Genomic DNA, 13,656 nt, shown 5'->3' on the forward strand with positions numbered 1-13,656 from the left:
AATCATGAACAAGGTAATAGAAGCCGATATAAACAAATTAAACAATATTGCCAAGCAGGTGCGCCGTGATATCGTTAGAATGGTTCATCAATGCCAGTCGGGTCACCCCGGAGGTTCTTTGGGATGTACCGATTACATGGTAGCACTTTATTTCCATATGATGAACCATAAAACCGATTTTAGTATGGATGGAAAAGGTGAAGATCTGTTTTTCTTGTCCAACGGACATATTTCTCCGGTTTTTTATAGTGTACTGGCCCGCTCCGGCTATTTTGATGTAAGTGAACTTACCACTTTCCGTAAACTGGATTCAAGACTACAGGGCCACCCTACTACGCATGAAGGTTTACCTGGAGTTCGTATCGCCTCCGGCTCATTAGGTCAGGGTTTATCGGTTGCCATAGGCGCAGCTCTTACAAAAAAGTTAAATAAAGACGATTCTCTGGTTTTTACATTGCATGGCGATGGTGAACTTCAGGAAGGACAAATCTGGGAAGCAGCTATGTTTGCTCCTCATAATAAAGTAGACAATCTAATCTCTACGATCGACTTCAATGGTCAGCAAATTGATGGCCCGACAGAGAAAGTTCTTTCGCTTGGAAATCTTAGAGCAAAATGGGAAGCCTTTGGATGGGATGTTATGGAGATGAACGGGAACGACATGGAAGATGTTATCCGGGGTCTTGAACTGGCAAAATCAAAAGCATTTAAAGGAAAACCAATCATGATTTTAATGCACACCAATATGGGTCATGGTGTTGATTTCATGATGGGATCGCATAAATGGCATGGCGTTGCTCCTAATGATGAGCAATTACAAGAGGCTCTTTCGCAGCTTGAATGCGACATGGAGGATTATTAACCGCTATCCCCCTAAAGGGAATTTTATAAGAAACAAAAAAAACCTCTTTCTTAAAGAGGATTTATGTAAGAAATAAATGAAACCTGCATGAGCTTACCGCTCACAAACCGAAATGAACAAACTCATGCAAGCTTCATAGCCTTTAAAAAAACAACTATATTCTGATGAAAAAATACTCTTTTACAGAAAAGAAAGATACTCGTTCAGGTTTTGGAGCAGGTTTGCTTGAAGCCGGACAAAAAAATGAAAATGTAGTTGCTCTTTGTGCCGACTTAGTGGGTTCATTAAAAATGGAAGCTTTTATAAAAGAATTTCCGGAGCGCTTTTTTCAGATTGGTATTGCCGAAGCTAATATGATGGGAATAGCTGCCGGGATGACCATTGGCGGCAAAATACCTTTTACAGGAACTTTTGCTAATTTCTCTACAGGTCGCGTATACGATCAAATCCGTCAATCAATTGCCTATTCTGATAAAAATGTTAAAATATGCGCATCTCACGCAGGATTAACTTTGGGTGAAGATGGGGCAACTCACCAGATCCTTGAAGATATCGGATTAATGAAAATGCTTCCGGGTATGACTGTTATCAATCCTTGCGATTATAACCAGACCAAAGCTGCAACCATTGCCATAGCTGAATATGAAGGACCTGTTTACCTTCGTTTTGGCCGTCCGGTAGTTCCTATTTTTACAGACGCCGATCAAAAATTCGAAATTGGTAAAGCATGGATGGTAAATGAAGGAAAAGATGTAAGTATTTTCGCTACCGGACATTTAGTGTGGGAAGCAATTCTTGCTGGTGAAAAATTAGCTGAAATGGGAATCGATGCTGAAATTATAAATATCCATACCATTAAACCTCTTGACGAAGCCGCGATCTTAAAGTCGGTTGCCAAAACAAGATGTGTGGTAACTTGTGAAGAGCACAATCGTCTGGGTGGTTTAGGAGACAGCGTTGCTCAGGTTTTAGTAAAAAATGATCCGTTACCTCAGGAATATGTTGCCGTGAATGACTCATTTGGCGAAAGCGGAAAACCTGCAGATTTAATGAAAAAATACGGATTGGATAGCGAACATATTATTCAGGCTGTTCAAAAAGTGATGGCAAGGAAGAATAACAGAACCGCAAACGTTGATTTATTCATAACTTCATCCTAAAGAGGGTGTTTACATTGAACGTTAATTATATGGCTACTATGCCATTACATGAGCAGTTGAAAAATAAGATCGGGGATTTAATGAAAACCGGACAACTAGCAGATGGAACTTTGCTACCCGACACAAAAACACTTAGCGAAAAACTAGGAGTTTCACATGCCACGTCTAAAATGGCCTACAAACTTCTGATCGACGAGGGATGTGTAGTTCATTTGAAAGGAAGAAGCTATAGAGTTGCATTAAACTGTATAGCTTTTAAGGAACCCTGATGGTCTGTTTCCCTAATACATGGGATGAGGACCTCCCAAATTCGCTTATGCCACAGAATCTCTAGAAATGAAATCTGCTAAACCAGTAAGTTTAACCTTTCTAATGAAAAGTAACGGCCAGTTTATGACAAAATTATTCCTCATTTCCTTGTTTGTCTTTATAGGCATTCAAGTAAAAGCTCAGCGTCCGATGGACTGGGCTTTTAAACTGAACCTCATCGATTTTAAGGCCGAATATTCAGCCCCCAAAGGGTTTAGAGAGCTGGACTCAATGACCAGTACTTATTGCATGGGGAATCATAAGGATTTATTTCAATACAGCTTGATTGATAAAAAAAACGAAATCGCTATCCGGTTTTTCATGAACAGAATAGTGCATCAATCAGCAGCCCAAATTGAGAGCATCAAGCACATGTTCAACCTTTCTTCCGTTACCCTACCAAATGAAAACTACCTGAGAATTATTTACCTGGAACTGCAGGGCGACACTGCAAACCGAATAACTTATTACCCGAAAACATACGCAAAGAAAACGTTTAATGCAGATGCTGTAGGGGAATATGATAAAGAATGCAATACGGTTTATAAGGGTAAGTTTTATAAGAGCCGGGTAGTATTTCTGCATAAAGAAGACGTGGGCGATTGCTCTATACATTATTTCTACAAGGAAGGAAAAGAGAAGAAAGCAAAGAAAGCCATAGCTAAGACTGCGGGTATGTTTAAGTTCCAATAGACATAATGGAATATATTTAAAGTCTGCGCTGATTCTTGTATGCATTGATTAAGAGTACAATGGTTAATACGATTAAGCAGATTGGAAAAACTAACCTTATCACCTCTTGTTAATTATTTTCCTTACCTGGAGATTTAAAAGTAAACGATTTTAAGCCCGAAAATTATCAGTGTTTTATTTTGCAACCTTTCCATACTTCAATACGCGGTTGGCCCATGGTATAAAAAACTGAAAGTTAGGAGCGTCAGTATGCCCTCCGTTATGCTGCCGCCAGGCTAATTCACCGTCAAGCAGACCATGGAGTACAGGAGGCATTTTTTCAGTTTGGTAATTATTACTTACACCGAGATCTTTTGCACCCAATAATTTGAAGACTTCGCCAGCTGCTACAACAGCCTTAAAACTGCCCATTTGATCCAGCCATTTGGCATCACCCTTTTCAGGAACACCGTAGCTGATGAAAGTCGGTCTTGGCGCGCAAAGTGCAATCAATTCATGCGAATCTATAGGAAGGTCGCAACCATTCCTGGTTCCGGATGATGATTCGGCGGCTGCGTATTTAAGATAATTTCCTGCCATCCAATGATAGCCTCCGCCGGACGCTAGACTTTCGACTGCTTCACCGAAGACCCGCCGCTGCAAGGTGGTACCTCCTTTTCCGGATGAGCCAATAAGCCCAAAAGCAAATCGTTGGTCAAAAGCCATCGCCACCAGTGCCGCCTTGCCATAACGGGACACACCCTCAATGCCCACTTTTTGAGCATCTACCAAACTGTCTGTTTGAAGATAGTCTAAAGCCTTGGAAGCCCCCCAACCCCAGGCTCTCAACGCTCCCCAGTCATCTGGCTTGCGTGGCTGACCTTTGTTCACCAGGCCAATAATTCCTCGGGTAAGGCCTGCACCATTATCAGCCTGCACACTGTTTGCCTGAAGTGTGCAGTAGCCCCATCCGGCAGCCAGCAATTGTTCGGTTGTCGGAGAATCCCCGTTAGTTGGCGGGGCGAAGAAACCTGGGCCTGAAATTTTATTTATGGGAGTGTAAGCGGGGTAGCGGTCAAAAATCGCTTTCATGTCCGGATCGCTTTTTATCATCATTTCCTTGAAAGCTATATTTATTTTTTCCAGGTCAGCGTTTGAAGGCTGCGCTGGAAAGGGCAGCGAGGGAGAGCCGTACATAATCAGTACAGGAACTGGCCCTCTTACGTTTAGCGGCAATACCACGACCATATTAATATTGACATCTATCAAGGGATATTCGCTGTTATCCACACGTCCCACGAGTTGTTTTGCAATGACAGGTGTACGACCAACAAACTCGTAATCTGCAATTTTGACGGTCCAGTTTACTTTGGGTACATTTTTCGGCACCCTGCCATACATTTCCGTTTCAAAATCTTCAACAATTTCAGGTCGGCGCAGTTTCCACCATTGTTCCGGTGTTGTTACTTTCTTTCCACTTTTAGTTAGCAACGCTTCTGGTAATTCTGGACATGGATTGGCCTGCTGTTCATCTTCATTGGAATGATTAGGATCCGATTGATTACTGCTTGGACCTTGCCTTAATTCTTTTATTCTCAGTTGTTGCATCATATTGGCGTGATCCTGCTGCGTGGTCATGTTTACGAGTGGTAAATACTGACTACTATCGATAACTTGTTGCTGGGCTTTACCGCAAAGGGTAATAGAAAGTGCCAAAAGCAAGCTCCATTCTTTTTTCATATAACTATTGTTTTGGTGCAACCAGCTAAAAGCTCTGCAAGTCGTGTAAATAGTGTAGTTAATTTCGGATTGATCCCTAACCGGTCTCCCTGAAGATAGAAGCTGAATACGGCGCAAAGCGGGGTCAGCAACAAAAAATTAAAGTTAACAGACATGATAAATTGATGGCTCTGGTTGAAAAACAAATATCGCTGATACTTGCAACATCGATGGTTCAATTATACATATTGACAGCACGAATGTTTATGGGAAGTCTGGTGGTTTCTGTGCAAGAAGAAAAGAGTCTTATATACCATTTACCTTTTTTTGTCCGCACCAGTAGCTGCATTATCTATTGGTGGTAATACAGTAAGGGAATCAAGGATTTAGTCGGTAATGAAACTTATGGTTTATTTGCGAAAAATCTTTTTTAACGAATTTCCAAAAGATCTGAGGTAGCGCATTTCATTTGCGATAGACCCTAACACAGAAGAATCTGATTTGAGAATATCTTCCATGACGGGGTTCTGATCCAACTGCCTGGGATATAAAATCATAAAACTATTGTTTTGAAAATACGAACTAAGGTAATAAGGTAACTTTTCGAGATATTGATTGTATGAGACGTTACCATATCGGGAATTAATAATTACGAAAAATTCATTCGATTTTAATTCGCGACTAAAAATCAAAAAGTCCTCCCAATTATTAAACTCATTAAACTGCATTGCGGGGCCATTAATGGTATTTTCATTAGCAATTTTCAGTTCAGCCAATGTCTTGTCTCCGGCATAAAACGTTATCGGCATCCCCGCTGATTTGGCGATAGTAGTTAGTTTATCAAACCAGTGCACAAACCCAGGTTCAAGCTCTGCCTGATCTGGCACCAGAACTACCATCTTCTTTAAAGTATTAAAGGGTTGGGAAGGTTTATAGATATAAATGGTGTCTTGTATGCTTTTTAGAATCTTCTCAGCAGTTGGGCCAAAAAAGGCTTGTTGATCACTATTGTGATGAAGTCCAATAAGGACATCGGTGATATTATGTTCTTTAATGGTATAAATTATACCATGACTGATATTGATATCAAAGCGGGTAATAGGAATCAGCACATTTCCAGTGGCAGAGGCATGTTTCAATGCTTTCACCATCATCTTCTTTCCGTCGACGCCCGAATTATCCATGGCGTTATCATCTAGGGTTACATGTAGTGCATAAACGGGTATGTCGCTTTTATGAGGCTTAAGCATCAGACCGAAATCTACCAGGTCTGAAACCGTCTCGGGATAAGCAAAAGAGATTAGGATTCTCTCATTCGTATGTGTCTGAGTTTGAAATGAGCTTTCTTCTTTTAAAGCAATTACCTGCGCCGCTTTTTCAACTACAAATGAACTTATCGTACAAGTCACCAGAATCATTAACACTGCTCCATTTAGCACATCTTCGTTTAAAAGCCTTATAGGTTCTCCACTTGCGGTTTCAGCAAGTATAATATTATAGCCAATAAGAACTATCGCCAAAGTTGCACCAACGCGGGCATTGCTTAATCCAAAAATTAAACGCTGTTCATCTTTAGATAAATTAAAAGTCTTTCGGGTAAAAACAGCAGCCAGGTATTTCGATGTAACGGCCACCAGAATCATTACTGCAGCAACTGTTATAGCCCCTAATCCTTTAAATAAAACACTAACATCAACCAACATGCCTACACCAATCAGGAAGAATGGAATAAAAAAGGCATTTCCAACAAACTCTATACGGTTCATCAGCGGTGATACGTGCGGGATAAACCGGTTTAAAGCAAGTCCTGACAGAAACGCACCTATAATTGCCTCCAACCCGGCAATCTCTGCAAGAAAAGATCCTAAAAACACCATCGCCAGCACAAAAATGTATTGTGAAATATGATCATCGAATCTTTTGAAAAACCAGCGGGCAATAATAGGGAACAGCAAGAATACGATGCAGCCGAAGATAATACAGCCAAGCACCAGGCGTATCCAAAAAGAAAAGCCGATATCACCTCTGGTCATACCTGTCACAGCAGCAAGTACGAGTAAAGAAAGGATATCTGTTACAATTGTTCCTCCAATGGTTAATGTTACGGCTCTGATCTGGGCAATTCCATATTTGCTGACAATAGGATAAGCTAATAAGGTGTGTGTTGATAGCATACTCCCGAATAATATTGAGGGGTAAACGCTAAAATTTAGCATGTAGTAAGCCGCAAGACTCCCTAAAACTAAAGGAAGGATAAAAGTAAAGATTCCAAAAACCAGACTTTTTAAGCGGTTTTTCTTAAACTCCTCCATGTCTATTTCCAAGCCGGCAGTAAACATGATGTACAAGAGCCCAACAGTCCCAAACAGAACAATACTGCTGTCACGAAGTAGCAGATTTAAGCCATAGGGACCAATAACAATACCGGCTGCAATCAAACCGACAATGTGTGGAATCTTAATTTTGTTAAATAGAATCGGCGCAAATAAGATTATAAAAAGTACCAGGGAAAAAATAATCACAGGGTTCTTTAAAGGCAGAGAGAAGTCAATAGCAGACAGTAAAACTATATTCATATCTAATCCTGTTGTTTTTCTACTTTGAGGGAGAAAACAACCCTACAATTATTCCTTCTGTCGATCACCCGTTGTCCTTCCATTAAGTTCTCATTTGTGGCATGAGGGTTTAAAACAACCTTCATTTCTGTATCAGCATCCGGAACTGGCTGTGCTTTAAGATTTAAGCTATTCTCTTTGAATAAACCTGAATAAGTACGTATCACTTTATTGTTGGACATAGCCTTCACGATAACTTTATTGTTTCGATAAGAGATATTCCAATGCTCTGTTTTTATATCCCCCACTGCATAACCTTCACAGTTCGCCTCGATACAATGCATGCTCACCGTCCAGTTACCTAATAATTTCGGGTTGTAAACTCCAAGTGTGTCTGTTTTAACTTTAAAACTATCAGCCTGTTGCTCCCTTCTAATAAGTTCCTGCTCCTTCAAATTCAACTGTTGTTCCAGTATAAGTAATTGCTGTTCTTTTCGCTGAACTTCCTGTTCTCTGAAATCGAGTTTCTTTTCAGTATCTGTACTTCCACATCCTAAAAAAAATGTCGAAGCAAGAAAGAGGGGGATGAATAATTTTGAATACATAATTTGCAATTATGTTCTGTGGAAACCTTCGTTGCCTTATGAGTGAATGTTTAAAGGATATAATAACGATTTTCTACTAAATAGGTTTTTTTTAAATAGGTAAGAGTCAAGTAGAATCATATTTCAAAAAAATTACCCGCAACATTAAACGGCTATTTTATGGGTCTAAAAAAAGTTAGTTCTCTTAAATCCTTTTCTCTCACACCTGCAAATTATTTTCAACAAAACCATAATACTAATATTTTTAGCATTATTTTTGTATCTATTCTTTATACAATTATGCTTGCCACCAAAAAAGATCTCATCTCTCAATTGCAAAAGAACATTTTGCAATGGCAGGGCATTAATATTCCGCAAGCAAGCAGTACCCGCTTTGCCGGACTAGAACAAATAGAGGCGGCCTTTCCTAATGCAGTATTCCCCACAGGAGCAATACATGAATTTTTAACGGAGGAACCGGAATATGCCGCTGCTGGAGGCGGGTTCCTGGGCGGTTTATTGAAAGTATTCATGCAACAAGGCGGTATTTGCCTGTGGATCAGTACCTCCCCTACTCTTTTTCCACCAGCTTTGAAAAGCTTTGGCGTTGACCCGGACCGCATCATCTTTATCGACCTGAAACTAGAAAAAGATATTCTCTGGGCAATGGAAGAAGCGCTGAAATGCGGATCTCTTGCAGCAGTGATCGGAGAAATTGAAGAAATAAGCTTTACAGAATCCCGAAGGCTGCAATTGGTAGTTGAGAAAAGCAGGGTAACGGGATTTATACTAAGAAAAAACACCAAAAAACTAAGTACAACCGCTTGTGTGGCCAGATGGAGGATTAAATCTTTACCAAGTGAACTGGAAGATGGTATGCCCGGACTTGGCTTCCCTAGGTGGAATGTAGAACTGCTGAAGGTACGCAACGGTAATCCCGGCTCATGGACGATTGAATGGCATGCGGGAAGATTTGTTCCGGTAGTTGATAAGAAGTCGGCGGTTATTACAGAAGAAGAGCAAACAAGGAAAGCTGGTTAGGAGGATGAAAGATGCAGAAACGCTATGCTACAATATGGTTCCGTCATTTAACGACCGACTGGCTAACACTTCGCCGGCCGGAATTAAAAGAGATACCTTTTGTTTTTGCTATCCCTGATCATGGACGAAAGGTAATTACAGCTGCTACCGCTATTGCCGGGTCGCAGGGCATACACGTTGGAATGCCGGTGGCCGATGCAAAGGCGATGGTTCCTGATTTGCAGGTATTCGATGAAAAACCCAAACGCGCCGAACAATTGCTGAAGGCTCTTGGTAAATGGTGCATCCGCTATACTCCTATTGTAGCATTAAATCTTCCCGATGGACTGATTCTCGACATCAGCGGCTGCGCCCATCTCTGGGGTGGCGAACGGGCTTATTTGAAAGAGATCGTAACCCGTTTGCGCGGTTCAGGTTATGATGTGCGTGCTGCCATCGCAGATACCATTGGAACAGCCTGGGCCATTTCACGTTTCGGACAGGTAAGTCCAATAATCGAAAGCGCTAAGCAGGCACCCGCTCTCCTGTCACTTCCCGCAGCTGCTTTACGCTTAGAGTCAATGGTATTAACACGCTTGCAAAAACTGGGATTATATACAATTGGGAGTTTTATCAGTATGCCCCGTTCTGCCTTACGCAGGCGCTTTGGTGAGGGCCTTTTATTAAGACTAGCTCAGGCACTCGGTCAGGCTGAAGAATATATTCAGCCCATCATAGTACCAGAGCCCTGGCAGGAACGACTACCTTGTATGGAACCCATCCGTACAAAAGTTGGAATTGAGATAGCCATTAATCGTCTTCTTGAAACACTTTGCCTGCGCCTTCAGCAGGAGGGAATGGGAATAAGAACCGCAATACTCAAGTGCTATCGTGTAGATGGTAAAATTCAGCAGGCAAAGATTGGGACCAATAGAGCATCTTATCATGTTCAGCATCTATTTAAACTGTTTGAATTGAAGATAGCTTCCATTGCTCCCGGCTTAGGTATTGAGCTTTTTATACTGGAAGCATTAAAGGTGGAGGAAGTTTCTCTTTCTCAGGAAGCTTTATGGGCAAGGAAACCAGGTTTAGATGACGAAGGAGTAGCGGAGCTTCTCGACAGGATAACAGCTAAGGCTGGTACAAGAGTTATTCATCGTTATCTGCCTGATGAGCATTACTGGCCGGAGCGGTCAATAAAACCAGCGTCCTCTTTACAGGATCAAGCAATTACATCATGGCGCAGCGACAAACCAAGACCGGTAAGAATCTTAGCCAGACCTGAACCCGTAGATGTTACGGCACCCATACCAGATTATCCGCCGCTGATGTTCAGATATAAAGATAAGGTACATCATATTAAAAAAGCCGACGGCCCTGAACGGATCGAACGCGAATGGTGGCTTGAAGGTGGTGAGCACAGAGATTATTATAATGTGGAGGATCAGGATGGACAACGGTATTGGTTGTTTAGGCTCGGGCATTATGAGGGAGGCCAGTCAAAGCAATGGTTTATTCATGGCTTTTTTGCATAGAAGAAGGGAGTATGAGCTACACAGAATTACAGGTAACAAGCAATTTCAGCTTTCTGCGAGGCGCTTCTCATCCGGAAGAACTGGTACAGCAGGCAGCTGAACTGGGTTACACAAAAGTGGCGATTACCGACAGGAATACCCTGGCGGGAATTGTACGGGCGCATGTAGCCGCAAAGGCAAAGGGAATAACTTTAATTCCCGGTTGCCGGCTGGACTTAATGGATGGCCCGGACTTGCTTGCTTACCCAACTAATCTTGAAGCTTATTGCAGTCTTTCCGCCCTGTTAAGCAAAGGAAATCTTCGGGCTGAAAAAGGCGACTGTATCCTGTACAAACAAGATGTTTATGACCATGCTAAGGGTTTAAAGCTGATTGTTATACCTCCGGCTGCACTTAATGAAGTATTTAACTTTGACCCTTCTTTTGAGCAGCAAACCAGGGATTATAGCGAGGTTTTGGGTAACAGCCTGTATATTTCAGCGACACGTTCTTATCAGGGCGATGACAGCAAGAAACTCTTTCGGCTGGCACAATTATCTGAGCGCTTAGGGATTCCCCTGGTGGCAACTAATGATGTGCATTACCACAGTTTAGGGCGAAGGGAATTACAGGATATATTAACCTGTGTCCGTGAAAAATGCACTATTCAGAATGCAGGTTTCAGGCTTCATCAAAATGCGGAACGATACATGAAGCCAATAGATGAAATGCAACGGCTGTTCAGGCAGTATCCTGATGCAATTGAACGTACGAAGGAAATAGCTAAGGCCTGCCAGTTTTCACTGGATGAACTGAAATATGTTTATCCTGAAGAGATTACAAGTGAGGATCGAACTCCACTTGAAGAGCTGGACCTCCTTATATGGGAAGGTGCAAGAGAACATTATGGAGAAAACATTCCCGAAAAAATACTTGCCAATATCCACCATGAGATGAAGTTTATTGAGGAAATGAACTATGCTCCTTACTTTCTTACGGTGTATGATATTGTTCGCTTTGCAAGACAGCAGGGCATTTTATGTCAGGGGCGTGGATCTGCCGCAAACTCTACCATTTGTTATTGCCTGGGCATTACTTCCGTTGATCCAACCAAATTTGACTTATTATTTGAGCGATTTATCTCCTCCGCACGTAATGAACCGCCGGATATAGATGTCGATTTTGAGCATGAGCGCAGAGAAGAAGTAATTCAATATATCTATAATAAATATGGCCGTGAGCGGGCGGCCATTGTAGCTACGGTTACTCAACTGCATCAAAAAGGTGCAATTCGGGATGTAGGAAAAGCAATGGGATTGTCTGTAGATACCGTTAACCGTCTTTCTGGTGCGATATGGGAATTTACGGATGAATGGTTTGATGAACCCCGCCTTATTGAATCAGGGTTAAATCCCGGAGATCCGCATCTGAGAAAAGTATTGCAGCTAACTGCTCAATTAATGGGCTTTCCAAGGCAACTGGGTCAGCATACAGGCGGCTTTGTGATTACTCAGGGGAAATTGACTGACCTCTGCCCTATCCTGAATGCCCGCATGCAGGATCGAACCAATATAGAGTGGAACAAGGATGATATTGATGCCTTAGGTTTTCTTAAGATAGATGTTTTAGCCCTGGGAATGCTAACCTGTATTCGTAAAGCTTTTGATTTAGCTAAAAAGCATTACGATTTGAACTTAACGCTGGCTAATATTCATCAGGATGACCCGGAGGTTTATGAAATGATCAGTCATGCCGATACCATCGGGGTATTCCAGATTGAAAGCCGAGCCCAGCAAACGATGCTGCCCCGTTTAAGGCCAAAATGCTTTTACGATTTGGTGATTGAAGTAGCTATCGTTCGCCCCGGACCAATTCAGGGTGACATGGTGCACCCTTACCTTCGTCGCCGTAATGGTGAAGAGCCCGTTGAATATCCATCAAAAGAACTGGAAGAAATACTGAGAAGAACTTTGGGAGTTCCGCTCTTCCAGGAGCAGGCCATGAAGATAGCCATTGTTGCCGCAGGCTTCACGCCTGCTGAAGCAGATGAACTGCGCCGCAGCATGGCGACTTTTAAATTGAAAGGTATGGTGACGCAGTTTGGGAAGAAGTTAATCAACGGCATGAAATCTAAGGGCTATTCGGAAGAATTCGCCCACCGGATTTTTAAGCAATTGGAGGGATTTGGAAGTTATGGTTTTCCCGAAAGCCATGCCGCAAGCTTTGCCCTGTTGGTGTATGTTTCCTGTTGGCTGAAGCATTATTATCCCGATGTATTTGGGGCAGCTATATTAAACAGTATGCCAATGGGCTTTTATCAACCTGCTCAACTGGTGATTGATGCCAGTAAACATGGGGTTGAAGTACGACCGGCAGATGTTAATTACTCTCAATGGGATAACCTGCTGGAAGAAAAATCGGGTAAGTATTTTGCATTGCGGCTAGGATTAAGACAGATAAAAGGGATGAAACAGGAAGACGCAGAGACCCTGGTCTCTGCAAGAAGAACAGGCTACAAAAGCATTCCTGCTTTGCGCGATGCTGGTGTTTCCCAGGCTGCGTTGGAACGACTGGCCGATGCAGATGCCTTCAGGTCATTGGGGCTGGATCGAAGACAAGCTTTGTGGGAAGTTTCGGCTCTGAATGACAGGCCAATCGCCCTGTTTGAGGGGCAGCCTTCAGAAAGCAGCTTAGAAACTCAGATTAGTCTTCCTTTAATGACCACAGCCGAACATGTGGTGCACGACTATGCAACAACAGCTTTATCATTAAAGGCACATCCGGTCAGCTTTGTTCGTGAGAAGCTCCAGCTATTACGTATTCTGTCGTCAGAGGACCTTAAGGATGTAAAAGATGGAACATTAGTAAAAGTAGCAGGTCTGGTACTCGTTCGCCAGCGACCCGGAACGGCTGGCGGCGTTTGCTTCATCACCATTGAAGATGAGACAGGATTTTCGAATCTGGTTGTGTTTCAGCAGCTTTTTGAGACTTACCGGAAAGAGATTCTGGGTGCGAAGCTGTTAATGGTTGAAGGGAAGCTCCAGCGGGAAGGTGAAGTAATTCACGTGATCGCCAGGCGATGCTTTGATTTATCAAAGCTGTTGCGAGGGCTTACTGTTATGGAAAATGATAATCAGCCTGTATTAACCTTATCAAGAGCCGATGAAAAGACACCTTTTCCGGCGGAGAATAAAAGATCGCAGGTAAGGGATGCTGTGGAAAAAGAGGTTTTTCCGAAGGGGAGAAATTTCAAATAAGACT

General features: G+C 42.3%; 10 protein-coding genes. 7 read left to right on the plus strand and 3 right to left on the minus strand.

Annotated features, from left to right (window positions below; all coding sequences use genetic code 11):
• The first annotated feature begins 4 nt into the window (after window positions 1-4).
• The 4 genes from WG906_RS03560 (at window position 5) to WG906_RS03575 (ending at window position 3,024) form a co-directional block, all read left to right on the plus strand.
• Window positions 5-862 (plus strand): transketolase, encoded by an 858-nt coding sequence (locus WG906_RS03560; protein WP_431844447.1) that lies wholly within the window; start codon window positions 5-7, stop codon window positions 860-862.
• Between the two features lie 164 nt (window positions 863-1,026).
• On the plus strand, window positions 1,027-2,022 hold the full coding sequence (locus WG906_RS03565; protein WP_339991146.1) for a transketolase family protein: 996 nt from the start codon (window positions 1,027-1,029) through the stop codon (window positions 2,020-2,022).
• Window positions 2,023-2,051: 29 nt separating this feature from the next.
• Entirely contained in the window at window positions 2,052-2,291 is a 240-nt protein-coding gene (locus tag WG906_RS03570; protein ID WP_339991147.1) for a winged helix-turn-helix domain-containing protein, read from the plus strand.
• Window positions 2,292-2,394: 103 nt separating this feature from the next.
• Window positions 2,395-3,024, plus strand: a complete 630-nt coding sequence (locus WG906_RS03575) for a hypothetical protein (RefSeq protein ID WP_339991148.1) — start codon at window positions 2,395-2,397, stop codon at window positions 3,022-3,024.
• Window positions 3,025-3,198: 174 nt separating this feature from the next.
• On the opposite strand, the gene WG906_RS03580 is transcribed toward WG906_RS03575, so the two are convergent.
• From WG906_RS03580 to WG906_RS03590, 3 genes are all read right to left on the minus strand, one after another.
• Complete coding sequence (locus WG906_RS03580; protein ID WP_339991149.1) at window positions 3,199-4,860, minus strand: glucuronyl esterase domain-containing protein; 1,662 nt, start codon at window positions 4,858-4,860, stop codon at window positions 3,199-3,201.
• Between the two features lie 272 nt (window positions 4,861-5,132).
• On the minus strand, window positions 5,133-7,298 hold the full coding sequence (locus tag WG906_RS03585; RefSeq protein WP_339991150.1) for a cation:proton antiporter: 2,166 nt from the start codon (window positions 7,296-7,298) through the stop codon (window positions 5,133-5,135).
• Window positions 7,299-7,300: 2 nt separating this feature from the next.
• Window positions 7,301-7,882 (minus strand): hypothetical protein, encoded by a 582-nt coding sequence (locus tag WG906_RS03590; protein WP_339991151.1) that lies wholly within the window; start codon window positions 7,880-7,882, stop codon window positions 7,301-7,303.
• 159 nt (window positions 7,883-8,041) lie between these two features.
• Between WG906_RS03590 and WG906_RS03595 the strand changes: the two genes are divergently transcribed.
• From WG906_RS03595 to WG906_RS03605, 3 genes are read left to right on the plus strand one after another with little or no spacing between them, the layout of a single operon-like run.
• A complete protein-coding gene (locus WG906_RS03595) occupies window positions 8,042-8,902 on the plus strand; it encodes an ImuA family protein (protein ID WP_339991152.1) in 861 nt (286 codons plus the stop codon).
• 11 nt (window positions 8,903-8,913) lie between these two features.
• The gene (locus WG906_RS03600; protein WP_339991153.1) at window positions 8,914-10,416 is read left to right on the plus strand and encodes a Y-family DNA polymerase; all 1,503 of its coding nucleotides are present in this window, start codon (window positions 8,914-8,916) and stop codon (window positions 10,414-10,416) included.
• A gap of 11 nt (window positions 10,417-10,427) precedes the next feature.
• Window positions 10,428-13,652 (plus strand): error-prone DNA polymerase, encoded by a 3,225-nt coding sequence (locus WG906_RS03605; RefSeq protein WP_339991154.1) that lies wholly within the window; start codon window positions 10,428-10,430, stop codon window positions 13,650-13,652.
• Window positions 13,653-13,656 lie beyond the last annotated feature (4 nt).

It is taken from the genome of Pedobacter superstes (genome assembly GCF_037622515.1).
Taxonomy (GTDB): Bacteria; Bacteroidota; Bacteroidia; order Sphingobacteriales; family Sphingobacteriaceae; genus Paradesertivirga; species Paradesertivirga superstes.